Source organism: Pseudorhizobium tarimense (assembly GCF_022968135.1).
GTDB lineage: Bacteria > Pseudomonadota > Alphaproteobacteria > Rhizobiales > Rhizobiaceae > Neorhizobium > Neorhizobium tarimense.
Genome location: NZ_JALJRA010000003.1, coordinates 24321 through 50800 on the forward strand (window position 1 = coordinate 24321; position 26480 = coordinate 50800).

The following is a 26480-nucleotide window of genomic DNA, read 5'->3' on the forward strand; positions in this document are numbered from 1 at the left end:
TCAATTCACTCCGTCACCGCACCTGCACCGACGCGTGCCGCACGGCCGCCGCGGCGTCCACCGCCGGCTGCCGCTGCAGCTGGGGCAGGGGCTCCAGCAGCGCCGCCCTCGGCAGGCTTGTAGTCGCGGTAGGTCTTGATCCAGTTGTAGCAGTTCTCGTCGGTGCCGTTCAGCACGTTAGCCGCGCGCACGGCCTCCATCTCCTGCGGGCGGCAGGGGTTCATGATCGCGCTCGTCATGCCAGCGCCAATCACCATTGGGATGAAGCCGGCATTGATGCCATGGCGATGCGGCAGGCCGAAGGAGATGTTGGAAAGGCCGCAGGTCGTGTTGACCTTCAACTCCTCGCGCAGCCGCCGCAGGAGCGCAAAAACCTGCAGCCCGGCCGTACCCATGGCGCCGATCGGCATCACCAGCGGGTCGACCACGATGTCGTGCGGCTTGATTCCGTAGTCGGCGGCACGCTCCACGATCTTCTTTGCCACGGCGAAGCGCACGTCCGGATCCTGACTGATGCCTGTCTCGTCGTTGGAGATTGCGACAACCGGCACATCGTACTTCTTGCAAAGTGGCAAGATGGCCTCGAGCTTTTCCTCTTCGCCCGTCACGGAGTTCACCAGCGGACGACCCTTAGCAACCTTCAGGGCCGCTTCGATGGCGGCCGTTACCGAGCTGTCGATCGACAAAGGAACGTCGACCAGACCCTGGACGATTTCCAGCGTCTGAACGAGGAGCGGCGGCTCGGTCTCGTTAGGGTTGACGGCGGTGACCCCGGCATTGACGTCAAGCATCGTGGCGCCCGCTGCCACCTGTTCCAGCGCATCCTTGATCACGGTGTCGAAATTGCCCTCGATCATCTCTGCCGCGAGCTTCTTGCGTCCGGTCGGATTGATGCGCTCGCCGATGACGCAGAAGGGCTGATCGAAGCCGATCACGACTTCGCGGGTGGCGGATGCGACGATGGTGCGGGTCATGCGGTTCTCCAGTGCCTTGCTCGGCGGTGCTATGTCATGCAGCTCTGGCGCTGGCCAAAGAGCGGGTGTCAGTGCGGCTTGCTTGCCGCGATGTCGGCCATGTCCTGCTGGTTTTCCTCCTTGCCCTGGCGGATCTCCTCCAGCCGCTCCGAAACCGTCGCGTCCGTGGGATTGGGTTCATGCTTCCACGGCTTGCGACCCTTCAGCACGCCCGATTCGTGGACGATCTCGGCAACATATTCTTCCTGCCGATAGGCCATCACATGAATGCCGGAGACGCCCTGGATCTCCTTCACCTCGTTGATGACGTCGATGCAGAGCTGCTTGCCTTCGCGCTTCTGGTCCTGCGCGCCTTCCAGCCGCGCAATGATGCTGTCGGGGATGTGGATGCCAGGCACGTTGGAGCGGATCCAGCGGGCGGTCTTTGCAGAGGCGAGGGGGCCGACGCCGACGAGGATGAAGCATTTTTCGTGCAGGCCGAGATCACGGACCTTTGCCATATAGTCGCGAAACATCGGTACGTCGAAGCAGTACTGGCTCTGGACGAATTGTGCGCCGGCGGCGATCTTCTTCGCCAGGCGATAGGGGCGGAAGTCATAGGGTGGCGCAAACGGGTTGATGGCGGCGCCGAGGAAGACATTGGGCGGCGAGGTGAGTTTGCGGCCCGACAGGAACTTTGCCTCGTCGCGCATGGTACGGACCGTTTCCAGCAGCGACATGCTGTCGAGGTCGAAAACAGGCTTGGCGCCCGGCTGGTCGCCCGCCTGCACGCCGTCTCCGGTCAGGCAAAGGATGTTCTGAACGCCCATGGCGGAGGCGCCGAGGACGTCGCCTTGGATCGCGATGCGGTTCTTGTCGCGGCAGGCGATCTGCATGATCGGCGCATATCCCATGCGCGTTAGCAAAGCACAGATGCCGACGGAGGACATGTGGCAATTGGCGCCGGACGCGTCGACCGCATTGATGCCGTCCACCCAGCCATCGAAGACTGCTGCGCGGTCGTAGACGTCCTGGGGGTTGGCACTGTCCGGCGGATTGAGCTCCGCGGTGACGGCGAACTCGCCGCGGCGCAGCACCCGTTCCAGCCGTCCTCGCGAGGCATGGCCGGGCAGGGGTTCAAGGGGAGCGCCGAGATCCGTCGGATGAATGTCGGGGCTCATGGGGCGGCACCCTCGGATGCTTGCCGGCGCGCGGCGGCCTCCGCCGTCACCCGCAGCCAAGACGAGGTTTCCCGAAGCGACTGGTTGACCGGTCGCTGGACGTTGAGGATCGCGTCACCTTTGACCATGTTGCGCGACCCTTCCCACGCCTTCACCCAGACGCACGGCATGTCCGGCTCGACCTCGCAGTTTCCATCGGCGCGCACGCCGCCGCAGGGGCCGTTGCGCAGCTGCTTGGGACAGTTCATCGGGCACGACATGCCGGTCGAGGACAGGATGCACTGGCCGCACATGCGGCAGTCGAACAGCATGCCCTTCACCCGTCTCTCGACGAAGGTGACGGGGGCTTCGACCCGGCTGTAGCCGATAGCGTTCCAGAGCGGGTGCAGCAGCAGGAACGCCTGGGCGAACCGGGCATAGAACCACTCCAGCAGACGCGAATGGCGGATGGACCATAACCGGATGGAATAGCGGCGCTGGACGCGGCGGTTGGGCGAGACATCACCGGGCACATACGCGCCGGTGGCTGCCTTCTTGGCCGCGCCGGCATTGCCGATCTTGGGCTTGTCTCCGGCAGGGCTTGGCGCGTAGATTTCAGGCATGCTCGCGACCTCCGGCCTTCACGAGGTCGACAAGGCGCTGCTTGTCATAGGCTGCTTCAAGCTCGGTGGCGGCCTTGTCGGCCTCGGCTTCCAGATCGTCCGAAACCGCAACCGGATCTCCTTTCCGCCATTCGGCCAGATAGTCGCCCGTTTCGGCCGCGCCGCTTCGCATGGCGCACATGTCGATCGCCTCAGTAAAACGGAGCGAAAGCTCCCGCTTGGCAGCCTTGCGTCCCTGCTTGATGATCACCTGCGCCGGAATGTCCCGCCAGTAGACGACGATACGGTCGGCCATGCACTGCTCCCTGTTTTTCAGCAGCATGCACGGGGGGCGGGGCAGGGACTGCGCTTGCCACGACGTCGCACAGAGCGAAAAGCGACGCGCCTGGGTTCGGCGATGGGAATCATGCTTCCGTCTACAGTGACCGCAGGGACCGGGTCAGGTCGCCATAGCCGGTAAAGCGATACTCGTACTCGAGCCCAAGATAGTCGGCTGCAGCCTTGGCCTTTGCCTGCAGTGACTCGTCGGCCTCCTGGCTCAGGTAGACGAGCTTGCGGTAATTGCCGAAATAGATGTCCTTGAGCTGCGGATAGCGGTCGAGTCCCAGAGGCTCGATAACGAAGGCATCGAACTGCCGCGCCAGAAAGTCGGTCAGGAAGAAGCTTAGCAGATCCTCGTCTGTCTTGGCCTTGAAGACGTCGTTGCCGGAGAAAAAGGAGTAGCAATGGGGGCCGGCGATACGGGCAATTCCCTCTCGCTCACAGAGCCGATCGAGATCCCCACCGGTGCCGCAGTCGGCATAGGCAAAAAAGATTCTCTCGAAGCCCCGCGCACGGGCACTCCGGAGGGCATCTTCCAATCCCGGCACGATCTTTTGCGGATATGCGTGCCAGATCGCCGGCAGGCACTGGAGGTCGATGTGGTGGAGGCCGTGCTGGTCGCTAATCGCCAAAATCTCACGCGCAATCGCGCCGCACGCAATGACGTGAACCTTTTCGTGATTGAGGCGTTCCTGTGACGGAAGGCGATGTTCCGCCTTTTTTTGATCGACAACCATTGGAGTACTTTATCATGACGTCCAAGACAGTCACGGTCATCGCCGCTCTGTTCGTAACGGCCGCCGCTCTCAGCTCGTGCGGCAACACCATTCGCGGCGTCGGTCAGGATACGGCCAATGCCGTTGACGCGACGCAGGCTGCCGGCAGCAACGTCGCTAACGCTGCAGAATAATTTGAAGTGGCCTCCGCTTTGCGGAGGCCATCGTTTTCTATCGCCCGCCAAGCGAGTTGTGCTTGCGGCGAACGAAGTCCTTTGCCGTTTCCACGGCAACCGCCGCATCGCGGCAGTAGGCGTCCGCACCGACGGCTTTGCCAAACTCTTCGTTGAGCGGCGCACCACCGACCAGCACCACGTAGTCGTCCCGAATGCCCTTTTCCTTCATCGTGTCGATGACGACCTTCATATAGGGCATGGTCGTCGTCAGTAGCGCCGACATGCCAAGGATGTCCGGCTTTTCGCGCTCGAGTGCTTCCAGATAGTTTTCGACGGGATTGTTGATGCCGAGGTCGATGACGTCGAAGCCTGCCCCTTCCATCATCATGCCGACGAGGTTCTTGCCGATGTCGTGGATATCGCCCTTCACCGTGCCGATCACCATCTTGCCCTGCTTGGGCGCGCCGGTAGCGGCCAGCAGCGGACGCAAGATGTTCATGCCCGCCTTCATGGCGTTGGCGGAGAGCAGAACTTCCGGAACAAAGAGAATGCCGTCGCGGAAGTCGACCCCGACGATGCGCATACCTTCGACCAGCGCCTGGGTCAGGACGTCGTAGGGCGCCCAGCCGCGGTCTAGCAGGATCTGGGTGGCTTCCTCGATCTCCTCCTTCAGCCCGTCGTAGAGGTCGTCGTGCATCTGCTGCACGAGCTCCTCGTCGGAGAGTTCAGACAGAATGATGTCGTCTTCAGACATGAGCGCTTCCATTGACCGGGCCACGACATCGTGCCGGGACCACCAACATGATGAAACGCAAAAGCTTTCCCAACTTCCTTGAAAACGACTCCCGCTTGTTGAAAAAGCGACGGCGCCCTACTTGATCGATGTCATGTCTGTTCTGCGCAACCGCGTGGCGCAGAAAGGCAGGGTTTGCCTGTCCCGCCGTCCTAGCATGGGAAAAACAGCGATGGCATGCGCTGCAACGGCGCGATGGTGAGGACGAGCATGGACGATCTCAATCAACCAACGGAAGCAGCGGTCGGTGGACGCCGTTCACGTGGCGAGCGCGGGGCTGCCGGCCGTCGTGCATCACGCGGCGGGGCAGGGCCCGGGCCGTCTCTGCCGCACATCACGCGCAAGATCCGCGTCTATGCGGTCCTCGATGAAGAAGGCCTGCAGCTCATCGAGCGCAATTCCGACACGATCCTCGAGGAAATTGGCATCGAGTTCCGGGATGATGCGGAAGCGCTGGAACTCTGGGCGAAGGCCGGTGCGGATGTCCGAGGCCAGCGGGTGCATTTCCCCAAGGGCCTGTGTCGCGAGTTGCTGAAGACCGCACCGAGCGAGTTTACCTGGCATGCGCGCAATCCGGAACGCAGCGTCCATATCGGCGGGAAGGCGACGGTGTTTGCACCCGTCTACGGACCTCCCTTCGTTCGCGACCTTGACGGTGAACGTCGCTATGCGACGATCGAGGACTTCCGCAACTTCGTGAAGCTCGCCTACATGGCGCCGTCGATGCACTCGTCGGGCGGGACGGTGTGCGAGCCGGTAGACGTGCCGGTGAACAAGCGCCATCTCGACATGATCTATAGCCACATTAAGTATTCCGACAAACCCTTCATGGGGTCGGTCACCGCGCCTGAGCGGGCGGAAGACACGATTGCCATGGCGAAGATGGTGTTCGGCGACGAGTTCGTCGAGAACAATTGCGTCACGCTCAACCTGATCAATGCCAACTCGCCGATGGTGTTTGACGAGACGATGCTGGGCGCACTCAAGGTCTACGCCCGTCACAACCAGGCCTGCGTCGTGTCTCCTTTCATCCTTTCCGGCGCCATGAGTCCGGTGACGGTTGCGGGAACGCTGACGCAGATTCTTGCCGAAGTTCTGGCGGGTGCGGCGCTGACGCAGCTCGTGCGTCCCGGCGCGCCGGTTCTCTTCGGCACCTTCGCAGCGTCGATCTCGATGCAGTCAGGGGCGCCGACCTTCGGAACGCCGGAGCCGTCGCTCGTCTCCTATGGCGCAGCGCAACTTGCCCGTCGCCTTGGGCTGCCCTTCCGTACGGGCGGATCGCTTTGCGCCTCGAAGGTGCCCGATGCGCAGGCGGCGCACGAATCGTCGAACACGCTGAACACGACCCTTCTTGCCGGCACGAACTTCGTACTGCATGCCGCCGGCTGGCTCGAAGGTGGGCTCGTTTCGTCCTACGAGAAGTTCATGATCGATCAGGATCAACTCGGCATGATGCAGAAGCTCGCCGAGGGTGTCGATCTGTCGGAGGCCGGGCAGGCGCTCGATGCCATTCGCGAGGTCGGTCCGGGCAGCCACTATCTCGGCTGCGCCCATACGCAAGCGCATTTCCAGACCGCCTTTTATCGCTCGGCATTGGCCGATAACAATTCTTTCGAGCAGTGGGAGATCGAAGGCCAGAAGCGGATCGAAGAGCGGGCCAATGCCCTCTGCCGTTCCTGGCTCGACGCCTATGAGGCACCGCCGCTCGACCCGGCGATTGACGAGGCGCTGCTTACCTTCATCGCCAGCCGCAAGGAGTCTATGCCGGACGCCTTCACCTGAAAGGGTCCCGAGGCCGCCAGGGAGCAAGGCGGCGCCGCCGCCGTCGCCGACTTCATCCAAGCGGAGGTCTGGCGGCCGCACTACAAGCTGAGATGAGACATGGTGAGCGGGTCATCGGTCCTGTCCGAAATCGCTGCGGTGCTCGAGCCGCAGGGGATTTTCGTGCGCGGCGTCGTTAGCTTCCACGATGGGAACGGGCCGTCGCTTTCGTACGGCAGTTGCGCCCGAACCGTGGTTCTGCTCGGCAATATCGGCGGATCGATCTGGAGGAGCTTCGACCATTGGCGTACGAGCGATCAGGGCCCGGATCCGCTCGATACTTGGTCGCGTGTGGCGATCGATCGGGTCGCAGGCGCATTGGGCGCAACTGCCCTCTACCCCTCGGATCAACCCTGGCAGCCGTTTCAGCGATGGGCGACGCAGGCCGAGGGGCTGGCGCCTTCGCCGCTCGGGATCCTCATTCATCCACGCTTCGGCCTATGGCATGGCTATCGGGGTGCCCTGGCTTTTGCGGAAGACCTAGGTGCGGCGCCGGTTGAGAGCACTGGTCATCCCTGCACGCATTGTATAGAGAAGCCGTGCCTTGCCACCTGTCCGGCAGGAGCCCTTGCGCCAACGGGTTTCGCGGTAAACCCGTGCCGATCTTACCTGGACTCGGATGGGGGCAGGGCCACTTGCATGGCCAACGGCTGCGCCGCCCGCAACGCCTGTCCTGTCGGCGCCGATTTTCGCTATTCGGCGGAGCAGCTGCGCTTCCACATGGCGGCCCTGTAGGTCGGGTCTAGATGTTTGCCTTGGGATAGGCGCGCTCCAGGCCGCCGGATGCAACGAGGCCTTCGCGGAAGGCGGCGTGGGCGGCGTGCTGGCTTGCCTTTGCGGCTTCCATCAGGCGCATCTGCAGGCGGGCCGGCGCCTCGTTCCCCAGCCATTCGCCGCACTTCTGCAGCTTCAGCGTATTGAGTAAGCGCGCTTCCGCCTGCCGGTCGAGATAAAGATGCAAGCCATCGAGCAGCGTATCGTCGGAGGCGGGGTTGTCCATCAAGAGCTTCAGCCAGGAGCGGTTTTCGTCGCTCATGCCGGACAGGCTGTCGGCAACCATGTCGCGATTCGCGATCGGGGCGATATTCGTCATGCTCAGGTCCTTCGCCGGCGGCGTTCGCGCGTGCTCTCGCCACCGGATTCGATTGCGGTCTTGTTGCGCAGGGGTCCGATCCGTTCGACGATCGTTCCGAGCGTCGGGCGAGGGCCGGGGGTGTAGTCGTCGAGGGCCTGGCGCATGGCAGCCAGGTGCTCGCATGAGGTGCCGCAGCAGCCGCCGATGATCTTGGCTCCCGCATCGCGGGCAAGTCTCGCGTAGTCGGCCATCAGCGGCGGCGTGCCGGAATAGTAGATCTCGGCGCCGCGAAATTCGGGGATGCCGCAATTGCCCTTGACGATGGTGATGGCGGCCGGATCTGCAGCGGTCATGTCGAGAAGACTGGAGAGAATGTCGGACGCGCCGACGCCACAATTTGCGCCAACGGCGGCCGGACCGCCACCGATGTCACCCGCGACCCCATGGATGTCCTTCGGGTCGAGGCCCATCATCGTCTTGCCGGCAGTGTCGAAGGAACCGGTGAAGGTGAAGGGAAGGCCGACCTTGCTGGCGGCCTCGGCGGCAGCGCGGATCTCTTCCGGGGAGGACATCGTTTCGATCCAGGCGACGTCGACGCCTCCGGCTTTCAGGCCCTCGAGCTGCTCGACGAAAGCCGCGACGGCGTCCTCGTAAGACATCGCGCCAAGGGGTTGCAGGAGCTCGCCCGTCGGGCCGACCGAACCAGCCACAATCACCTTGCGCAGCGCGCGATCGGCCACAGCCCGGGCGATCTCTGCTGCGCGCTTGTTGAGCGCGAAGACGCGATCCTGCGCCTGGTGCAGTTTCAGCCGGTGGCGGGTACCGCCGAAGGAGTTGGTGAGGATAATGTCGGCGCCGGCATCAACGAAATCCCGGTGCAGCTTGTCGATGCGCTCCGGATGACTTTCGTTCCACAGTTCTGGCGCCTCACCAGCCTCCAGCCCCATTGCGAAAAGGTTGGTGCCGGTGGCGCCATCGGCCAGCAGGACACCCTTTTCAGCCAGAAGGTCGGTGAGGGGATTTGCAGCAGTCATGGAGGACGCTCCTTCGTATGCGCTGGCTATAGGCGCTGAGGCGGCAGATTTCAATTGCGGTCAAGGGTGGGATACCGCGACATCGACTTCTCCTGCTGGCGTCACCATGGCCGTCATGATGGTGTTGAGATCGAGCACGCCGATCTCCATTCCGTCCTGGTCCACGACGATGGCATCGCGCCGATCGGCACGCGTCAGTCGCTGCGCGACGAACTCCAGCGTCTCATCGGCGGAGACCTTCACGCCCTCGATCGCACCGATCGCGGGCTTCATCACGGTCCGCGCCTGGATGACGCGGCCGCGGTTCACTTCCTTGACGAAGGCGGCAATGTAGTCGTCTGCCGGTGAAAGCACGATCTCCTGGCCGCTGCCCTGCTGGATCATCTCGCCGTCGCGCAGGATGGCGATCTTGTTGCCCAGCCGCAGCGCCTCGTCGAGATCGTGGGTGATGAAGACGACCGTCTTCTTCAGTTCGGCCTGGATGTCGAGGAGCACCGACTGCATGTCTACGCGGATCAACGGGTCAAGCGCTGAATAGGCTTCATCCATCAGGAGGATGTCCGCATCGTTTGCCAGCGCGCGCGCCAGCCCGACGCGCTGCTGCATGCCGCCCGACAGCTGGTTCGGGTAATGGTTCTCGAAACCAGCGAGGCCAACGCGCTCGATCCAGTGTTGCGCCCGCTCTTGACTGGTGGCGCGCGGAATGCCCTGGATGTCCAGCCCGTAGAGCGTGTTCTCCATGACCGTGCGATGCGGCAAGAGGGCAAACTTCTGGAAGACCATCGCCGTCTTGTGACGCCGGAATTCGCGAAGGTCGCGCTGGTTCATGCGACAGATGTCGACGCCATCATAGATCACTTCGCCTATGGTCGGTTCGATCAACCGGTTGATGTGCCGGATCAGCGTGGACTTCCCGGATCCCGACAATCCCATCACCACCGTGATGCCGCCGGCAGGCATGGAGAGGTTGATGTCGCGCAAGCCCAGAACGTGGCCGTGTCTTTCGTTCAGCTCGCTCTTGGACAGGCCGCGCCGGACCTGCTCGACATAGTCCTGGGCCCTCGGCCCGAAGATCTTGTAAAGGCTTCTGATCTCTATGCCGTGGCTGGCCATGCGCGTCCCGTCTCGTGCACCCCTGACATGTCCGCCGCCGTTCAGGCCTCGGGCCGGGCAGGTGTAGGTCCCCGTCAGTTACAGCATCGATGGCTGGCGAGATGCGCGATTTGCGACGTCGAAGCGACAAGCGCGGGCGCTACGGCCTCCTCTTCACCTTCCCGGCAACGGCAGGCGCCACCCACGCGGACCAGACGTCCTCATACTGCTCGATGAAGTGCTCCGCGGTCTCCGCGTTCGACGCCTTGTTCTCCAGCTGCCAGGCGAGAACGCTGCTGATCGTGGCGTTCGACCATTGGCGTTTGTTCACGTAATCCATGGCAGGCGCCGCCTTTTCCGTGAACGCCTCGGTCATCAGGGTGAAGGCCTGGGAGGTAGGGTAGGCGTTGCGCTCCGGGCTCGGGCAGTCGGGAACGGTGGTGCACTCATCCCACTGAGCCTTCTGGTGGGCGACGCCGAAAGAAAGCCTCACCATCTCGTACTTGCCGAGAATTGCGGTCGGCGCCCAGTAGTAACCCAGCCAGCCGGTCTCGTTCTCGAAGGCCTCGACAATCGATGCTTCCAGTTCTGCGGCCGTCGCAGGCTGAATCAGGGCAAAGCCCTTCTCCGCGGCCTCGAAAGCGCGGAAGAGGTTGGCGGTGGTGACGTGACAGGCCCAGTCATCGGGGCAGCCGTGAACGGCACCGTCATCCGATGTGCCAGGAGCCGGGAAGAGTTCCGGGCGGGCGATGGCGTCGTCGACCGTGCGAATGTCTGGATTTGCCTCGACGACGTATTTCGGAACCCACCATCCTTCAACCGCGCCGTCCGCAAGTATTTCTGCGCCGATCACCAATCTGTTTGCCGCCGTCGCCTGGGTCAGTTCTCCGCGGACCGCATTGATCCAGAATTCCGGTGCCATATCTGGAGTGGCCGAGAGGTTCATCGCGTTGAAGGTCGGCACCGTGTCGCCGGGGACGAGCGTGACAGAACAGTCGTAGCCGCGCTCCAGGATGATCTTGTCGATATGCGCCGCGATCGCCGCAGACCCCCAGTTCATCTCGGCGACGGAGACCTCGCCGCACGCTGCCTCGGCGCCGGCAGGGCGCAGCCACAGACTGACGAAAATTGCGGTTGCGGCAACGGCATATCGCATGAAGGTCGTCCCTGTTGCGGCGGAAAAACGGCGCTTCTGCCTTTAAGGTTCGGCCACCCCGGTAGGCGGCGGCAAGAGGATAGAGGTGACAGGAAGACTAGGGTATTGCGCTGCGAAATCAACTGCTTTGCTCCCGCCTCACGCACTTGCGATGCCGCCGCGGCAACGAAGTTTGCAAAAATGCGAGATGCCGTGCGCGCCACTAACCTTCCGGTAACGATGTCCCGCTAATCATCCTCTCGCAGACGGTCATTCCGTCCGGCGGTTCGGGTTCAGGTATTGCGTACCCGCCGCGCATGTTTCCGGTGTTCCAGATGGCGGCTTGACATACAGCCAGTCGACGCCCACCTTCAGAGTGCGGCAGCGCAAACTGATGAACCAAGGCGGACGCCTCATGCATCTACGAATCGTCCGTTCTTTCAGAATTCACGCTGCCGCTTCCAAATTCTCCCTTCGACATCTTATTCACTCGCTCTTGGGTGACCGATGAGCGTCTACGTACGAACTACATTCGTTCTTGGTGGCGCACGGTCCGGCAAGTCGGTCTTCGCTGAACAGCTTGCGCATGCGTCTGGGCTCGAACGTCACTATGTGGCGACGGGCCAGGCCTATGATGACGAGATGCGCCAGCGGATTGCGCGGCATCAGGAGGATCGCGGCGAAGGGTGGTACACTCACGAGGTGCCCGTCGACCTTCCCCTCCACCTCCGGCAGTTGCAGGCGTCCGACCGCGTGGTGCTTGTCGACTGCCTGACGCTGTGGCTCACGAACCTGATGATGGCAGAGGCCGACATCGAATCGGCCGGCACGGACCTGCTAAAAGGCCTCTCCACCTGGGAGGGCAGGTTCGTGATCGTCTCAAACGAGGTTGGTCTCGGTATCGTGCCCGACAACAAGATGGCCCGCGAGTTCCGCGACCATGCCGGTCGGCTGCACCAGCGGATCGCCATGGTCGCCGACGAGGTTTTTTTCATCGCGGCCGGCTTGCCGTTGAAGATGAAGGGCTAAGCCTGGCGCCTCACAGGCCGAGCCAGAGCCTGAGCGGATGCGTCGGGTCGGAGATCAGCTTGAGCGCCAGCGCCAGGCATGAGATCACCAGCAGCGGCTTGATGATTTTGGCGCCGCCGCGCATGGCCATGCGAGATCCGACCTGGGCGCCTAGCACTTGCCCCGCTCCCATGATCAGCCCCACCTTCCAGAGGATCGAACCCGTTAGCGCGAAAACGAGGAAGGAGCCGAAGTTGGAGCCGAGATTGAGAAGCTTCGTATGCGCGGTCGCCTTCAGCATGCCGAACCCGGCAAGAAGTACAAAGGCGAGCATGTAAAAGGAGCCGGCGCCTGGACCAAAAACGCCGTCATAGAGCCCGATCAGCGGCACTGCCGTCAGCCCGAAAACGAAGGACGTCACCCGCTGGTGACTGTCGAGATCGCTGAGGTTCGGCTTCAGCGCGAAGAACAGCGCGATGCCGATCAGCAGGAAGGGGATGGCTGCGGCCAGTGTATCGGCTGCGACAATGGACGCGAGGAACGCACCCAGCACGCCCCCGAGGGTTGCCATCAGCGCCATCGGCATCTGCTTCTTCAGGTCGACATGGCCCCGTCGGGCATAGGCGATGGTTGCGGAGGCAACCCCGAACTGTCCCTGCAGCTTGTTGGTGGCGATCGCTTCGAGCGGCGGAATGCCTGCAAGCAGCATCACCGGGATCGTGATCAGCCCGCCACCTCCGGCGATGGAATCAACGAAGCCGGCGATGAAGGCGGCCGCAAACAGCAGCGCCAGCAGGTTTATAGCGAGATCGTGCACGGGAATGACCGGGAGGGGTGTAACGGGAGGAAGTGCTGACGGGTCTCTGCCACCGAACGGGGTCCATGGCAACTGATCTTGCAGGACTCCCAGACTTGTGCGGCCTGGAAAGGCTTATATGGTGCCGCCAACCCAATCTCGACTCCATCGCAATCTATCGAGCGTAAACATGCACAAGATCATTTTTGACACGGATCCCGGCATCGACGATGCCATGGCACTACTATTCCTGCACCGGCACCCGCAGATCGACCTGATCGGCGTGACCACCGTCTTCGGCAATGCGCCCATCGATCTCACCACCCGAAATGCGCTCTTCCTGAAGCAGGAATGGGGGATCGCAGCGCCGGTGGCACAGGGAGCGGGCGTGACGTTCGATCAGTCGCGGCCGGAAGGCCATTGGCCGACCTTCATTCACGGCGAGAACGGCCTCGGCGACATCCACATCCCGGAACGGATCGATGCGCAGGCGGATGCACGCCCCGCGTGGCAGTTCATCATCGATACGGTGCGGGCGCAGCCGGGCAAGGTGACGCTGGTCGCCGTCGGCCGGATGACCAACCTGGCGCTGGCGCTCAAGGCAGACCCGGATTTCGCCGCCCTCGTAAAGGAGGTCGTCGTCATGGGTGGCGCCTTCGGCCTCAACGGCAATGTCAGCCCAGCGGCGGAAGCGAACATTCATGGAGATCCGGAAGCCGCAGACCTCGTCTTCACAGCACCCTGGCGGGTAACGGTCGTCGGGCTCGATGTGACGCTGAAGACGGTAATGACGAGCGGTTTCCTCGCCGAGATGGCGGCAGCCGGTGGCGCTGCCGTGCAGCTTCTCTCCCATATCTCGCAATTCTATATCGACTTCTATCGCCGCCGCGTGGGCGACGGCATGGTGGTGCATGACAGCTGCGCCTGCGTCTATGTCGTGGCGCCGGAACTGTTTGCCACGCGCAGCGGCCCCGTTCGCGTCGTCTGCGGCGGCATTGCCGATGGGCAGACGATCCAGAAGCCGGACGGTCGTGTCTTTCCTCCAGGGCATTGGGATGGGCATCCAAGCCAGTCCGTCTGTGTCGATGTCCAGGCGGAGCGTGTGCTGGAAGTCATCAGGGCGGCTATCGTCGAGGGCAGGGCCGCTTAAGCCAATTGCGGCTCGCCCACGATGCTGAAGCCGCCGGACATGATTGACCTGATGGACTGTCTGCGCCGGGCCTTCAACGTCAGCGCGGATGCCGAGATCAGCGTAGAGATGGATCCGAACGACCTGGATGAAGCCCGCTATGACGGGCTTGCTGCGATCGGGCTCACTCGCGCCAGCCTCGGCGTCCAGGATTTCAATCCGGTGGTGCAGAAGGCGATCAACCGTATCCAGACGTTTGAGCAGACCCGGTCCGTGGTCGAGGCCGTGCGGGCGCGGGGCGTGCAGTCGGTCAATTGCGACGTGCTCTACGGTCTTCCGCATCAGACCCTTGCATCGTTGGAGCGAACGATGACCGACATCATCTCGCTCGACCCGGACCGGATCGCGCTGTTCGGTTATGCCCATGTGCCGTGGATGAAGAAGCACCAGACCATGATTTCCGATGCGGCGTTGCCCGGTGTTAGCGAGCGCTACGCGCAGATGGCGAAGGCGGCCGACATGCTAATCGCTGCCGGCTACGAGCCGATCGGGATCGATCACTTTGCAAAGCCGGGAGATGCGCTGGCGGTGGCGGCACGTAACGGCACCCTTCGGCGCAACTTCCAGGGGTACACCAACGACGCGGCCGACGCGCTGATCGGCATGGGCGCGTCTTCGATCGGGCAGCTGCCGCAGGGCTATGTGCAGAACATGCCGGCGACCGGGGAATACCAGCGGATGGTCGATGGGGAGAGGCTCGCCGCCTTGCGCGGCATCGCACTTTCGGACGACGACCGACTGCGGGCACGTGTGATCGAACGGATTATGTGTGAATTCGGCTTCGACTTCGAGCTGCTGCGGCGCGCATTTGGGGAGATCGCCGAGACGGTCATCGGCGAGGCTCGTCAATACGCCCGCCTCAACACGGACGGCATCTGTGGCTGTGACGTACATGGCTTTTGGCTCACGGACAGCGGCAAGCCGTTTGCTCGCAGCGTTGCGGCTGTTTTCTACCGTTACCTGCAAAGCGGCGTCGGTCGCCATTCGATTGCTGTTTGAGCAACAGTCCATAGGCATTTGATCCCCGCGGGAACACGGGGATTGGCATCGCGCAATGTTTTCCCTATGTGGAACGCTGAATCGATACTTCAGAGGACATGGGCGTGACTGCTACATTCGACAAAGTTGCCGACATCATTGCGGAAACCAGCGAGATCGATCGCGAGACGATCACGCCGGAGAGCCATACGATCGACGATCTCGGCATCGACAGCCTCGACTTTCTCGACATCGTTTTTGCGATCGACAAGGAATTCGGCATCAAGATTCCGCTTGAGCAGTGGACGCAGGAAGTCAACGAAGGCAAGGTTTCCACCGAGGAGTATTTCGTCCTCAAGAACCTCTGCGCCAAGATCGACGAACTGAGGGCGGCGAAGGGCTGAGAAGCCATTCCCCAAGCGTCGCATGCTGCTTGAATACTTCCAGATGATCGACCGGGTGGAGAGCGTGGACCTCTCCGCCAACGTCTTGAAAGCAAGGTCGATCGTTCCGGCGAAAAGCCCGGTTTTTGAAGGTCACTTCCCGGGCATGCCGCTCGTTCCCGGCGTTCTCCTGATCGAAACCATGGCGCAGGCTTCCGGCATGCTGGTGCTCGCCGCTACGGATTTTGCCGCCATGCCGTTCCTGATGTCGGTCGATGGTGCCAAGATGCGCTCCTTCGTCGAGCCGGAGGCCGTACTCGACATCGAGGCGTTTCTGGAGCATGAGGGTTCCGGCTACGCCGTCACGAAGGCGAAGATTTCTTCGGGCGGCAAGAAGGTATGCGATGCGCAATTGAAGCTTCGCACGATGCCATTCAGTGAAGTGCCGCTTGGCGACACTGTCCGCAAGCGTGCGAGTGAAGTCGGGCTCATGGGCGCGCTTCAAGCTGGCGCGTGACCGCCAGGCAATGAGGACAGGATGAGCAAGTCTGACAATGATGTTGTGATCACCGGTGTCGGGATCGTCACCTGTTACGGCGTCGGCAAGGAGCCGCATGTTGCGCTCTTGTCGGCCGCTGAGGTGGAGCCGCCGAGGGTCGAGACGGAGCGCTTTAAGCCTTATCCTGTCCATCCGATGCCCGAGATCGATTGGTCGCAGCAGATCGCCAAGCGCGGCGACCAGCGGCAGATGGAGAACTGGCAGCGGCTCGGCGTCTTCGCCGCGGGTCTGGCGCTCGACGATGCCGGACTGAAAGACAATGCCGAAGCGTGCGCGACGATGGATATGATCGTCGCCGCAGGCGGTGGCGAGCGTGACATCAAGGTGGATTCGCTGATCGTCGACGAGGCGCTGAAGCGCAATGACCGCGACGTGCTGCTCAACGAGAAGCTGACGACCGAGCTGCGCCCGACGCTGTTCCTCGCACAGCTTTCCAACCTGCTTGCCGGCAATATCTCGATCGTCCACAAGGTCACCGGCTCCTCCCGCACCTTCATGGGCGAGGAAGCGGCCGGCATCTCCGCAGTAGAGACCGCCTATCACCGCATCAAGTCAGGCCAGTCGACGCACTCGCTGGTGGGTGGCGCCTTTGTTGCGGAGCGGGCCGACATACTCCTGCTCGTGGAAGGCATTCGCGCTCATGCAACCGGCGCTTGGCACCCGCTATGGCAGCGCTCCGCCGACAATGGCGGCGGCATGATCATCGGCTCGGTCGGTGCTTTCCTCGTGCTGGAATCGCGTGCCAACGCCGAAGCGCGTGGCGCACACATCTATGCCGCGATCGACGCAGTCGAAGGCGACCGAGGAAGCCGGGACGACGGTAAGCTCGAAAAGCGCCTCGAGCGGCTGGCGAACCTCGCGGGGGATGCCGATACGTCAGAGACGCTGCTCTTTTCCGGCGCAAGCGGACTGGTTGATCCGACGGCGCGCGAACGCGACGTCATCCAGAAAACCTTCCCCGGCGCCACGCTGCGCGGATATGGCGGGGTGACAGGCCACGCCATGGAGGCGCAGTTCCCGCTTGGTCTCGCGCTCGCCGCGCTTGCGCTCGACGGCGGCCTTCGCGTCCCTTCCTTCGATTCGAGCCATGAACAGCCGATGCCGGCGCCGGCGAACCGCGCCGTGGTGACGACGGTCGGCTATACGCGCGGCGAGGGCCTTGCAGTGCTGTCGCCGAACGCGTGAGGAGAACGACCATGAGCGACAACCGCTTCACTGATCATCTCGGTCGCCCGATCATCGCCGTCACCGGCATGGGCGTCATCACCTCGCTGGGGCAGGGGCTGCAGGACAACTGGGCCACACTCACCTCCGGTACGTCGGGCATTCATAGGATCACACGCTTCCCGACCGAAGGCTTGTCCACGCGGATCAGCGGCACTGTCGACTTCATCGACGTCCCGGCAGACAATGCCGTCGAACGCTCCTATGCCTTCGCGCGGGAAACCACCGCGGAAGCACTGGCGCAGGCTGGGCTGTCCGGGGACTTCGAAGGCCCGCTTTTTCTGGCAGCACCACCGGTCGAGCCGGAATGGTCGGCCCGCTTCGCGCTTGCGGATCGGGCACCGCCGTCGCAGGCAGAAGGCGACGCCTATGACCGTTTTCTGACCGCCATGCGCGAGCGTCCGGATCCGGCCTTCCTGGAGGCCGTCCAGTTCGGCTCGATCTCCGAACGGCTCTCCGATAAGTTCGGTACCCGCGGCCTTCCGGTCACCCTCTCGACCGCTTGCGCGTCCGGGGCAACCGCGATCCAGCTTGGCGTCGAGGCGATCCGCCACGGCCGCACCGACCGCTCCCTGGTCGTCGCCACCGACGGCTCGGTCAGTGCCGAAGCGCTGATCCGCTTCTCGCTGCTGTCAGCTCTTTCCACGCAGAACGAGCCGCCGGAAAAGGCATCGAAGCCGTTCAGCAAGGACCGCGATGGTTTCGTGATTGCCGAGGGTGCGGCAACGCTGGTGTTGGAATCACTGGAATCTGCCATTGCGCGCGGCGCTAAGGTGCTCGGGATCCTCAAGGGTTGCGGCGAGAAGGCGGATCACTTCCATCGAACGCGCTCCTCGCCGGACGGCGGCCCGGCGATCGCCACCATTCGTGCGGCGCTGGAAGATGCCGGCATGGACGAGGCGGCCATCGGCTATATCAACGCCCATGGCACTTCGACCCCGGAAAACGACAAGATGGAGTATGGCTCCATGCGCGCGGTCTTCGGTGATCGTCTGAAGGACATTCCGGTCTCGTCGAATAAGTCGATGATCGGCCACACGCTGACGGCCGCCGGCGCCGTCGAGGCCGTGTTCTCGATCCAGACGATGCTGACGGGCACGCTCCCGCCGACGATCAACTACGTCAATCCGGATCCGACCATCGTCCTCGATGTAGTGCCGAACCAGAAGCGGGATCAGCGGGTCAGGGCCGTGCTGTCCAACTCCTTCGGCTTTGGCGGCCAGAATGCCAGCCTTGTCATGACGCTGGAACCGGCTTAGAGACCGTCGCCAATCCCTTCTGACGATCTGGAACGCCTTCGGGCGAGGAAGACCTGTTATGCGCGCTCTGCAACTGATCGACGACCGCAAGCTCGAGGCTGTGGACATACCCGAGCCTGAAGCACCCGGTCCGGGTGAGGTGACGCTCCGCGTCAAGGCCGTGGCGCTCAACCACATCGACGTCTGGGGCTGGCGCGGAATGGCGTTTGCTAAGCGCAAGATGCCGCTCACGATTGGGGCGGAAGCCTCAGGTGTGGTCGAGGCGATCGGTCCAGGAGTTCCCAACGTCCTGCCCGGCCAGCTCGTCTCGATCTACGGCGCGCGCACTTGCGGTCTCTGCAAGCCGTGCCGGGACAAGCGCGACAATCTTTGCGAAAACGTCTCCGGCGTCCACGGCTTCCATCTCGATGGCTTCGCGCAGGAAAAGACGAATCTGCCGGCCCGCCTGCTCGTTCCGGCACCTCCCGGTGTCGATGCCGTCGGTGCAGCGCTTGCTCCCGTCACCTTCGGCACGGTGGAGCATATGCTGTTCGACAACGCGAAGCTTGAGCCCGGTGAGACGATCCTCGTCCATGCCGGTGGATCCGGCATCGGTACGGCTGCGATCCAGCTCGCCAAGAAGACCGGCTGCACGGTGATCACCACGGTTGGTTCGGACGACAAGATCGAGCGCGCCAAGGCACTCGGCGCCGACTACGTCATCAACTACCGCATCGATCGCTTCGAGGGCGTCGTGCGCAAGCTCACCAAGAAGAAGGGCGTCGACGTCGTGTTCGAGCATGTCGGCGCCGATACCTGGGCCGGCTCAATGCTGTCGCTGAAGCGGGGAGGGCGGCTTGTCACCTGCGGCTCGACCTCCGGGGTGTCAACCAGCATGAACCTGATGATGCTCTTCCAGCAGCAGCTGAAACTGCTCGGCTCCTTCGGTTGCCGCATGGAGAACATGGCTGATGCCATGCAGAAGATGGCGCGCGGCATCGTCCATCCGGTGATCGATACGGAGGTCACCTTCGACGACATCGACCGGGCGCTGGAGCGGATGGAAACGCGCCAGGTGTTCGGCAAGATCGTGTTGCGGATGGATTGATCCGTTGAAGATGTTTCTGACGAGGATGGTGCTGGCTACCCGGCGCTTCCAGCAGTGGCTGGTGGCGCAGGGGACATTTGCCATCCTCAACCTCCTGAAGCTCTTCCCGGCCGACCCGGCTATGAACTTCGCGGACAGCGTAGCGCGTTGGGTGGGACCGAAGTTCTTCCGCCACCGCCTGATGCTGACCAACCTGCGCAACGCCTATCCAGAAAAGAGCGACGCTGAGATCCAGCAGATCGCCGTTGCCAGCTGGGGGCATATGGGGCGGCTTGCCGCGGAATACGTTTTTCTCGACCGGCTTTTCGACTACGATCCCGAACGGGATGAACCAGGTCGCGTTGAAGTGTCCGGCGTTCCGATCTTCCTTGATCTGCGCGACAACCCGCGACCTTTTATCGTGTTCACCGGGCATACCGGCAATTTCGAGCTGCTTCCGGTCGCCGGCAAGAGCTTCGGCCTGGACGTGATGGTTCTCTTCCGTCCGCCAAACAACCCGTACATCGCCGAGAAGGTGTTCGGCTTCCGAAGCTCGCGCATGGGGCAGCTCGTGCCCTCGCACGCCGGGAGCTCATTCGCGCTTGCGCGTCGACTCGAGGCCGGCGGCGGGGTGGGAGTCCTTGTCGACCAAAAATTCAAGAAGGGTCTGACCACGACCTTCTTCGGCCGCCCCGTTCGGACAAATCCGCTGCTGGCCAAGCTCGTGCGGCAGTTCGATGCCGAGGTCTATCCGGCACGCTGCATTCGACTTCCTGGCAACCGTTACCGACTGGAAATCGAGCCGAAGGTAGCCATCCCCCGCGACGCGAGCGGCAATGTTGATGTGCAGGCGACAGCGCAGCTTTTGAATGACAAGGTAGAGAGCTGGGTTCGGGAATATCCGGAGCAATGGCTCTGGTATCACGACCGCTGGCAGATCAAGAAGTCGCTGAAGGACTAGTTGGCAATTTTGACTCAGAATAAAGTTCGCGCAAGCTTGATCTGACAACATATTAGCTGTTTCCGTTAAGCGAAAGGACTGCAGGCTGCAGCGGCGGAAGGTTTCCGCGGGTCTGGGAGGTGGGGATGGAAGCACTGATCGGTCTATTCTGGGCCAAGTACAATGATCTGCGTCGGGCAGTCGATTGCGACGATCCGACTGCGGTGCAGAGGCTCGACCAGGAACTGGATCCACTCCTGCAGGCAATCGTCCAGCACCAGGTCTCCGATCTAGCGAGCATCCAGGCGCAGTTCCGGTTTGCCCTCGATCTTCTGCAGGAAGAGGCCGATGATCGCGGCTGCGTCAATCGCAATGGGCATCTCTTGCAGATGCTGGTCGAGCGTTATCTCGCGCCGCAGATCGGGCGGGCCGCGACTGCCCGTGTTGCAGGAAACGAGGGGGAGGTTGTCACCGTCTTTGAAACCGAGGACGGCGCGGTGCTCGACCCGGTCCTGTTCGATCGTATTCCCGAGCGGATCATGGTCGTCGCTCCCGGCTATCGTGTCTTCTATTCCAACGAGCCGAATGCGGAGCGCCTCGGCCAGCCGAAGGAAAAGCTCCTGGGCCGGCATTTCGCCGATCTGGTCGGCATCTACCATTTCCAGCGCGACCTGCGTGAGCCGATCGACCGCTGCCTTGCCGGCGAATGCCTCTCGCACACCTATGCGGAGCAGAGGGACGGCGCGACGGTCGTCGTCCAGTGCCGGCTGTCTCCCTGTTTCTCGGATGCAACGACGCAGGTCGGTGCGTTGGTGATCATGCAGGAAATGGCGGACCGACGACGCCCCCGCGCGGCCGTCACACCGGACTAATGGTCGAGACTGACCGCTGACAAGCTCTTCAGCAGGTGCTGGCGCTCGAAGGCGATATGCCGGCGCATGCCTTCGATGAAGCCTCGCAGCATGTAGCCGCCGGCCTCAACATCGACGGCGTCGTCCGAGCCCAGCTTGAACAACGCTCCGTTAGTTCCTCCGCATGGCCCTCGTCCTCCAGGTGCTCGTATTTCAGGCGGACCAGCGTTTCGTCATCGGTCGAACAGGAGGCCGTGTTGCGGATCCGTGGGAAGAGGATCGTCTCCTCATATTGATGCAGCTTGCGGATCATCGGGGCCGAGCGCCTTCGCCGCGTAGATGCATTTCTGCCGGTTGACCTTTGCGGGCAGCGAGTCGGCGATCTCCTCCAGTTCGTCGCACAACGCCAACTGCTCCAGATGATCCCTGTGCAGACATGCGGGCATTTCGGCATCGGCAACCGCTCGTTCGTGGAATGTCGGCCCGAGATCGTTGTGTATCTGTCGCATGAAACCTCCCGAGGCGACCTGCCTCGCCGCGCTTGTCGAGAGACTCGTGGAGCGGTCGGGAGGCTGCCTTGATCCAAATCAAGGCCCGCTAGGCAGGGTGGTGCCAATTGTCCCCCGATCGCGCCCCTATCTCATCGTCTTCCTGGGCACGATCCTGAACCGCAAGGAACCGCATATCTATGTGGCCAACTGGTTCTATCTCGCCTTCATCGTCACCATCGCAATGCTGCACGTGGTCAACAACCTGGCGGTGCCGGTCTCCGTTCTCGGGGTCAAGAGCTACTCGGCCTTCTCGGGCGTGCAGGATGCCCTGACGCAGTGGTGGTACGGCCATAACGCGGTCGGCTTTTTCCTGACCGCCGGCTTCCTCGGCATGATGTACTATTTCATTCCGAAGCAGGTGAACCGTCCGGTCTATTCCTACCGGCTGTCGATCATCCACTTCTGGGCCCTGATCTTCATGTACATCTGGGCAGGTCCCCACCACCTGCACTACACGGCTCTGCCGGACTGGGCGCAGACGCTCGGCATGGTGTTCTCGGTGATGCTGTGGATGCCCTCCTGGGGCGGCATGATCAACGGCCTGATGACGCTCTCGGGCGCCTGGGACCGGATCCGCACCGACCCCATCGTACGCATGATGGTCATCGCCGTCGCCTTCTACGGCATGGCGACCTTCGAAGGCCCGATGATGTCGGTCAAGGCGGTCAACTCGCTCAGCCACTACACGGACTGGACGATCGGCCACGTCCACTCGGGTGCCCTCGGCTGGAATGGCATGATCACCTTCGGCGCGGTCTATTTCCTCGTGCCGCGGCTCTGGAACCGCAACCAGCTCTACAGCCTTGCGCTGGTCAATTGGCACTTCTGGCTCGCCACCCTCGGCATCGTTGTCTACGCCGCCGTCATGTGGGTCGCCGGCGTCCAGCAGGGCCTGATGTGGCGCGAATACGACGATCACGGTTTCCTCGTCTATTCCTTCGCGGAAACGGTATCGGCGATGTTCCCCTACTACGTGCTGCGGGCGATCGGCGGCGGGATGTTCCTGCTCGGTGCGCTGATCATGGCCTTCAACGTCACCATGACAATCCTCGGCTACGAGCGGCGTGAAAACGTCCCCTATGCGGCTGCACCTGCGGCGGCGCTTCAGCCGGCCAAATACGGAGCGAGCTGATGGCTCTTCTGGACAAACACCAATTTATTGAACGAAATGCAACGATGTTGCTGGTCGGATCGCTGCTGGTGGTGGCGGTCGGCGGGATCGTCGAGATCGTGCCGCTCTTCTACCTGGAGAACACGATCGAGAAGGTTGAGGGGATGCGTCCTTACTCACCGCTCCAACTTGCGGGACGCAACATCTACATCCGCGAAGGCTGCTACGCCTGCCACAGCCAGATGATCCGGCCCTTCCGGGATGAGGTGGAGCGCTATGGCCATTACAGCCTCGCAGCGGAATCCATGTACGACCATCCTTTCCAATGGGGATCGAAGCGTACGGGACCAGATCTGGCGCGTTGGCGATCGCTACTCAAACGAGTGGCACGTCCAGCACCTGATCGAGCCGCGCTCGGTCGTGCCGGAATCGGTCATGCCGGGTTACGCCTTCCTGAAGGACACGCCGCTCAACGTCACGGACGTGACGATGGAGTTGAAGGCCAACCTCGCCGTCGGCGTTCCTTACGCCGAGCAGATGCTTGAGAACGCGAAGGCAGATCTGATGACACAGGCGGATCCGAACGCCGACGCATCCGGCGTGGAGGAGCGCTATCCGAAGGCCAAGATCGGCGACTTCGACGGCAATCCGACGGTCGTCACCGAAATGGACGCCCTTGTCGCCTATCTGCAGATGCTCGGTACGCTGGTCGACTTCTCGACCTATGACGACGCCGCCGGCTACCGCTGAGGAGGATGAAATGGAAGTTTATACCGCACTTCGCCATTTCGCCGACAGCTGGGGTTTGCTTGGCATGACCCTCTTCTTCCTCGGCGTCGTCATGTTCACCCTGCGCCCTGGTGCGAAGTCTCATGCCAATGAGGCCGCCCAGATTCCTCTGAAGGAGGATTGAAGATGGCGGATAAACACATTGATGAAATCAGCGGCGTCGAGACCACCGGGCACGAGTGGGACGGCATCCGCGAACTGAACAACCCGATGCCGCGCTGGTGGGTCTGGACGTTCTACGCAACGATCATCTGGGCAATCGGCTACACCGTCCTCTTCCCGGCCTGGCCGTTGGTGAACGAAGCCACCAGAGGCGTCCTGAACTACTCCAGCCGTGGGGATTTGGCGGGCGAGATGGAGGGTGCACGATCGGCACAAGGCGAGATCTTGGAGAAAATCTCCAAGGTCTCGCTCGAGGAGATCCTTTCAGATCCGCAGCTTGCGCAGTTCGCCACCGCCGGCGGCGCGTCGGCCTTCCGCGTCAACTGCGTCCAGTGCCATGGCACGGGTGCGACGGGCGGGCAGGGCTATCCGAACCTGAACGACGACGAATGGCTGTGGGGTGGCGACGTCAACGCGATCTATGCGACGATTGCTTACGGCGTCCGTGACCGCGTCGATCCCGACACGCGCTACTCGGAGATGCCCGCCTTCGGCGATATCCTCCAGCCGGAGGAGGTCCGTCAGGTTGCCGCCTATGTCGTCAGCTTGAGTGGTACGCCGCGCGATCCTTCTATGGTCGGGCCCGGCCAGCAGGTTTTCGCCGACAACTGCGCCTCGTGCCATGGGGAGAACGCCGAGGGCAACCGCGACGTCGGCGCGCCAAACCTCGCCGACGCCATCTGGCTGAAGGTCAGCGCAGAGAACCAGATCGTTCAGCAGATCCAGTCGCCACGCCACGGCGTGATGCCCGCCTGGAGCGCACGACTCAGCAACGAAATTGTCAAGCAGCTGGCCGTCTACGTCCACTCGCTCGGCGGCGGCGACTAGCCTCTTCAGTCACGAAGTAGAAGGCCGCGCTCCGAGTGCGGCCTTCTCACGTGTCCGACCAGATCCAAGCTCGTATCCGTCGGGATCAACGAAATGAAACCGCCGGCCGCCCGGGAAGTCGAAGATCGGCCGTGAGACCTGTCCGCCTGCCTTCTCGACGCGTGCCTGCGCCGCCTCCAGGTCGGAAGCATAGACGATCACCAGTGCTCCACCCTTTGGCGTGACGCTATCAGCCTTGGCAAATCCGCCGGTCAGCCGGCCGTCGCCAAACCCACAATAATCTGGTCCGTAGTCGGTGAAGTTCCAGCCGAAGACGTTGCCGTAGAACTGCTTTGCCCGCTCTATATCCTTCACATCGAACTCGATGTAGTCGATTTTCTGGTCGGCTCCTTCGGCAGCCATGGGTTTTCTCTTGGGTGGATTTGCTGTCAGTCCCGGGTCCAGATCGTCTTGTCGATCTTGCCTGCAAGCTCTGGATAATCTGCCGCGTGGAAGACCGGGGTATCCCCCGCCTTCCTTTGAGCGAAATAGTCCTTGGTCAGCTTGGCAACCGTCCCAGATAGCAGAAGGATCGCGATCAGGTTGATCGTCGCCATCAGGCCCATGGATGCGTCGGCCGCATTGAATACCGTCGCGACGCTTTGGTAGGCGCCCCAGATGACCATCAGCAGCACCGCACTGCGCAGGATCAGGATGCCGAGCCCGGTGCCGGCGCCGAGGAAGGTCATCGCGTTTTCCGCGTAGGAATAGTTGCCGATAATCGAGGTGAAGGCGAAGAAGAAGATGGCGATCGCGATGAAGTAGGCGCCGAAGTTGCCGAGGTGCTCGCCCAGCGCCGCCTGCGTCAACTGTGCCCCCGTTACCCCGCTTTCGGGAACAAGGGCGCTGGAGAGTAGGATCATGATGGCGGTCGCGGTGCAGACGAGGATCGTGTCGATAAAGACGCCGAGCGCTTGGACAAAACCCTGCGACGACGGGTGGTGCGGCTCGGGCGTCGCAACGGCCGCGATATTGGGTGCAGAGCCCATGCCGGCCTCATTGGAGAAGAGCCCGCGTTTGACGCCGTTCATCAGCGCTGCCATGACACCTCCCGTGGCGCCGCCGGCCGCCTCCTGCCAGCCGAAGGCGCTTGCGAAGATGCTGCCAACGACGCCCGGAACCTCAGACCAGTTGACGATCAGCACGTAGATCGCCGTCAGAAGATAGGCGCCCGCCATGAAGGGCACGACGAACTCGGCAACGCGCGCAATCTGGCGGATCCCGCCGAAAATCACGATGCCGGCCAGGATCGCAATGAAGATGCCGACGCCGATCTTCGGCAGGCCGAACGCGCCTTCCATCGCATCCGCCACGGAGTTCGCCTGGACAGCGTTGAACACCAGACCGAAGGACAGGATCAGGCACACCGAGAAGATCGCGCCGGCCCAAGGTGCGCGCAGTCCTCTCGCCAGATAGAAGGCCGGCCCACCCCGGTACATGCCTTCAGCATTCTTGACCTTGTAGAGCTGCGCCAGCGCGCTTTCCGAATAGGCGGTTGCCATGCCGACCAGCGCCACCATCCACATCCAGAAGATCGCGCCCGGCCCACCGAGATAGAGGGCAACGGCGACGCCCGCGATATTGCCGGTGCCGACGCGTGAAGCCAGGCTGATCGTCAGCGCCTGAAACGGGCTGATGCCTGCCTTGTCTTCCGTAGCGCTGCCCCGAAGGACGCGGAACAATTCGCCGAAGTGCAGGAACTGCAAGAGTCGCAGCCGGACGGTGAAGAAAATCCCGACGGCGAGCAGTCCGTAGACCAGCACATACTCCCAGAGAATGAGGTTCAGGAAATCGATCACTGCAGACATACGCCACTCCGCACCACTTGGATGAGCTTATGGTAGGGCG

Annotated in this window: 29 protein-coding genes and 3 pseudogenes; 17 read left to right on the top strand and 15 right to left on the bottom strand. The window is 62.5% G+C overall.

Going from position 1 to position 26480, the window contains the following annotated elements; all coding sequences use genetic code 11:
* Nucleotides 1–5: 5 nt before the first annotated feature.
* From MUU54_RS04015 to MUU54_RS04035, 5 genes are all read right to left on the bottom strand, one after another.
* Nucleotides 6–974, bottom strand: a complete 969-nt coding sequence (locus tag MUU54_RS04015; protein WP_247242760.1) for a methyltetrahydrofolate cobalamin methyltransferase — start codon at nucleotides 972–974, stop codon at nucleotides 6–8.
* A gap of 68 nt (nucleotides 975–1042) precedes the next feature.
* Entirely contained in the window at nucleotides 1043–2134 is a 1092-nt protein-coding gene (locus MUU54_RS04020) for a methylenetetrahydrofolate reductase (RefSeq protein ID WP_247242761.1), read from the bottom strand.
* Complete coding sequence (locus MUU54_RS04025; RefSeq protein ID WP_247242762.1) at nucleotides 2131–2736, bottom strand: methylenetetrahydrofolate reductase C-terminal domain-containing protein; 606 nt, start codon at nucleotides 2734–2736, stop codon at nucleotides 2131–2133. The genes MUU54_RS04020 and MUU54_RS04025 overlap by 4 nt, the downstream gene beginning before the upstream one ends.
* Nucleotides 2729–3031 carry a virulence factor gene (locus tag MUU54_RS04030; RefSeq protein ID WP_247242763.1) on the bottom strand — a complete coding sequence of 101 codons (303 nt, stop codon included), beginning with the start codon at nucleotides 3029–3031 and terminating at the stop codon, nucleotides 2729–2731. Before MUU54_RS04030 ends, MUU54_RS04025 begins: the two co-directional genes overlap by 8 nt.
* A gap of 121 nt (nucleotides 3032–3152) precedes the next feature.
* On the bottom strand, nucleotides 3153–3794 hold the full coding sequence (locus tag MUU54_RS04035) for a DUF1638 domain-containing protein (protein WP_247242764.1): 642 nt from the start codon (nucleotides 3792–3794) through the stop codon (nucleotides 3153–3155).
* A gap of 14 nt (nucleotides 3795–3808) precedes the next feature.
* Here MUU54_RS04035 and MUU54_RS04040 point away from each other — a divergent pair, with 14 nt between their 5' ends.
* Entirely contained in the window at nucleotides 3809–3967 is a 159-nt protein-coding gene (locus MUU54_RS04040) for an entericidin domain-containing protein (RefSeq protein WP_247242765.1), read from the top strand.
* A 37-nt stretch (nucleotides 3968–4004) separates the two neighbouring features.
* Here the strand turns inward: MUU54_RS04040 and MUU54_RS04045 are convergent, their stop codons facing one another.
* Nucleotides 4005–4703 (bottom strand): cobalamin B12-binding domain-containing protein, encoded by a 699-nt coding sequence (locus tag MUU54_RS04045; protein WP_247242766.1) that lies wholly within the window; start codon nucleotides 4701–4703, stop codon nucleotides 4005–4007.
* Between the two features lie 249 nt (nucleotides 4704–4952).
* Between MUU54_RS04045 and MUU54_RS04050 the strand changes: the two genes are divergently transcribed.
* Together MUU54_RS04050 and MUU54_RS04055 are read left to right on the top strand one after the other, a co-directional pair.
* Nucleotides 4953–6524 (top strand): trimethylamine methyltransferase family protein, encoded by a 1572-nt coding sequence (locus tag MUU54_RS04050; RefSeq protein WP_247242767.1) that lies wholly within the window; start codon nucleotides 4953–4955, stop codon nucleotides 6522–6524.
* A 99-nt stretch (nucleotides 6525–6623) separates the two neighbouring features.
* Nucleotides 6624–7298 carry a 4Fe-4S dicluster domain-containing protein gene (locus MUU54_RS04055; RefSeq protein WP_247242768.1) on the top strand — a complete coding sequence of 225 codons (675 nt, stop codon included), beginning with the start codon at nucleotides 6624–6626 and terminating at the stop codon, nucleotides 7296–7298.
* A 7-nt stretch (nucleotides 7299–7305) separates the two neighbouring features.
* Here MUU54_RS04055 and MUU54_RS04060 read toward each other — a convergent pair whose 3' ends face one another.
* From MUU54_RS04060 to MUU54_RS04075, 4 genes are all read right to left on the bottom strand, one after another.
* Complete coding sequence (locus MUU54_RS04060; protein WP_376742050.1) at nucleotides 7306–7623, bottom strand: hypothetical protein; 318 nt, start codon at nucleotides 7621–7623, stop codon at nucleotides 7306–7308.
* Between the two features lie 35 nt (nucleotides 7624–7658).
* Entirely contained in the window at nucleotides 7659–8672 is a 1014-nt protein-coding gene (gene bmt / locus MUU54_RS04065) for a betaine--homocysteine S-methyltransferase (protein ID WP_247242770.1), read from the bottom strand.
* Between the two features lie 60 nt (nucleotides 8673–8732).
* Nucleotides 8733–9785 carry a quaternary amine ABC transporter ATP-binding protein gene (locus tag MUU54_RS04070; protein ID WP_247242771.1) on the bottom strand — a complete coding sequence of 351 codons (1053 nt, stop codon included), beginning with the start codon at nucleotides 9783–9785 and terminating at the stop codon, nucleotides 8733–8735.
* Nucleotides 9786–9924: 139 nt separating this feature from the next.
* Nucleotides 9925–10920: a glycine betaine ABC transporter substrate-binding protein gene (locus MUU54_RS04075; RefSeq protein WP_247242772.1), complete on the bottom strand. Its 996-nt coding sequence runs from the start codon at nucleotides 10918–10920 to the stop codon at nucleotides 9925–9927.
* Nucleotides 10921–11406: 486 nt separating this feature from the next.
* Between MUU54_RS04075 and cobU the strand changes: the two genes are divergently transcribed.
* Nucleotides 11407–11928 carry a bifunctional adenosylcobinamide kinase/adenosylcobinamide-phosphate guanylyltransferase gene (gene cobU / locus MUU54_RS04080; RefSeq protein ID WP_247242773.1) on the top strand — a complete coding sequence of 174 codons (522 nt, stop codon included), beginning with the start codon at nucleotides 11407–11409 and terminating at the stop codon, nucleotides 11926–11928.
* Between the two features lie 10 nt (nucleotides 11929–11938).
* Here the strand turns inward: cobU and MUU54_RS04085 are convergent, their stop codons facing one another.
* The gene (locus tag MUU54_RS04085; RefSeq protein WP_247242774.1) at nucleotides 11939–12724 is read right to left on the bottom strand and encodes a TSUP family transporter; all 786 of its coding nucleotides are present in this window, start codon (nucleotides 12722–12724) and stop codon (nucleotides 11939–11941) included.
* 169 nt (nucleotides 12725–12893) lie between these two features.
* On the opposite strand from MUU54_RS04085, the gene MUU54_RS04090 reads away from it, so the two are divergent.
* The 9 genes and pseudogenes from MUU54_RS04090 (at nucleotide 12894) to MUU54_RS04130 (ending at nucleotide 21173) form a co-directional block, all read left to right on the top strand.
* The gene (locus MUU54_RS04090) at nucleotides 12894–13853 is read left to right on the top strand and encodes a nucleoside hydrolase (RefSeq protein WP_247242775.1); all 960 of its coding nucleotides are present in this window, start codon (nucleotides 12894–12896) and stop codon (nucleotides 13851–13853) included.
* Between the two features lie 9 nt (nucleotides 13854–13862).
* Nucleotides 13863–14891, top strand: a pseudogene (locus tag MUU54_RS04095) (radical SAM protein); the annotation flags it as partial.
* 98 nt (nucleotides 14892–14989) lie between these two features.
* Nucleotides 14990–15274, top strand: coding sequence for an acyl carrier protein (locus tag MUU54_RS04100; protein ID WP_003495848.1), 285 nt, complete (start codon nucleotides 14990–14992; stop codon nucleotides 15272–15274).
* 22 nt (nucleotides 15275–15296) lie between these two features.
* Nucleotides 15297–15770 (top strand): 3-hydroxyacyl-ACP dehydratase FabZ family protein, encoded by a 474-nt coding sequence (locus MUU54_RS04105; protein ID WP_247242776.1) that lies wholly within the window; start codon nucleotides 15297–15299, stop codon nucleotides 15768–15770.
* A gap of 21 nt (nucleotides 15771–15791) precedes the next feature.
* Nucleotides 15792–16997, top strand: a complete 1206-nt coding sequence (locus tag MUU54_RS04110; protein ID WP_247242777.1) for a beta-ketoacyl-ACP synthase — start codon at nucleotides 15792–15794, stop codon at nucleotides 16995–16997.
* A gap of 11 nt (nucleotides 16998–17008) precedes the next feature.
* Complete coding sequence (locus MUU54_RS04115) at nucleotides 17009–18295, top strand: beta-ketoacyl-ACP synthase (protein WP_247242778.1); 1287 nt, start codon at nucleotides 17009–17011, stop codon at nucleotides 18293–18295.
* 58 nt (nucleotides 18296–18353) lie between these two features.
* A complete protein-coding gene (locus MUU54_RS04120; protein ID WP_247242779.1) occupies nucleotides 18354–19382 on the top strand; it encodes a zinc-binding dehydrogenase in 1029 nt (342 codons plus the stop codon).
* A 4-nt stretch (nucleotides 19383–19386) separates the two neighbouring features.
* On the top strand, nucleotides 19387–20322 hold the full coding sequence (locus MUU54_RS04125) for a lipid A biosynthesis lauroyl acyltransferase (RefSeq protein WP_247242780.1): 936 nt from the start codon (nucleotides 19387–19389) through the stop codon (nucleotides 20320–20322).
* 125 nt (nucleotides 20323–20447) lie between these two features.
* On the top strand, nucleotides 20448–21173 hold the full coding sequence (locus MUU54_RS04130) for a PAS domain-containing protein (RefSeq protein ID WP_247242781.1): 726 nt from the start codon (nucleotides 20448–20450) through the stop codon (nucleotides 21171–21173).
* Here MUU54_RS04130 and MUU54_RS04135 read toward each other — a convergent pair.
* Complete coding sequence (locus MUU54_RS04135; protein WP_247242782.1) at nucleotides 21170–21316, bottom strand: hypothetical protein; 147 nt, start codon at nucleotides 21314–21316, stop codon at nucleotides 21170–21172. The two genes, MUU54_RS04130 and MUU54_RS04135, sit on opposite strands and share 4 nt — an antisense overlap.
* A 123-nt stretch (nucleotides 21317–21439) precedes the next feature.
* On the bottom strand, nucleotides 21440–21661 hold the full coding sequence (locus MUU54_RS04140; RefSeq protein WP_247242783.1) for a hypothetical protein: 222 nt from the start codon (nucleotides 21659–21661) through the stop codon (nucleotides 21440–21442).
* Between the two features lie 127 nt (nucleotides 21662–21788).
* On the opposite strand from MUU54_RS04140, the pseudogene ccoN reads away from it, so the two are divergent.
* The 4 genes and pseudogenes from ccoN to ccoP form a co-directional block, all read left to right on the top strand.
* Nucleotides 21789–22835: pseudogene (gene ccoN / locus MUU54_RS04145) on the top strand (cytochrome-c oxidase, cbb3-type subunit I); the annotation flags it as partial.
* Nucleotides 22835–23564 (top strand): annotated as a pseudogene (gene ccoO / locus MUU54_RS04150) (cytochrome-c oxidase, cbb3-type subunit II). The pseudogenes ccoN and ccoO, both read left to right, overlap by 1 nt.
* Before the next feature lie 10 nt (nucleotides 23565–23574).
* Nucleotides 23575–23727: a cbb3-type cytochrome c oxidase subunit 3 gene (locus MUU54_RS04155; protein ID WP_247242784.1), complete on the top strand. Its 153-nt coding sequence runs from the start codon at nucleotides 23575–23577 to the stop codon at nucleotides 23725–23727.
* 2 nt (nucleotides 23728–23729) lie between these two features.
* A complete protein-coding gene (ccoP, locus tag MUU54_RS04160) occupies nucleotides 23730–24593 on the top strand; it encodes a cytochrome-c oxidase, cbb3-type subunit III (protein WP_247242785.1) in 864 nt (287 codons plus the stop codon).
* 9 nt (nucleotides 24594–24602) lie between these two features.
* Here the strand turns inward: ccoP and MUU54_RS04165 are convergent, their stop codons facing one another.
* Nucleotides 24603–24995 carry a VOC family protein gene (locus MUU54_RS04165; protein ID WP_247242786.1) on the bottom strand — a complete coding sequence of 131 codons (393 nt, stop codon included), beginning with the start codon at nucleotides 24993–24995 and terminating at the stop codon, nucleotides 24603–24605.
* 26 nt (nucleotides 24996–25021) lie between these two features.
* Entirely contained in the window at nucleotides 25022–26440 is a 1419-nt protein-coding gene (locus MUU54_RS04170; protein WP_247242787.1) for an alanine/glycine:cation symporter family protein, read from the bottom strand.
* Nucleotides 26441–26480: the final 40 nt, after the last annotated feature.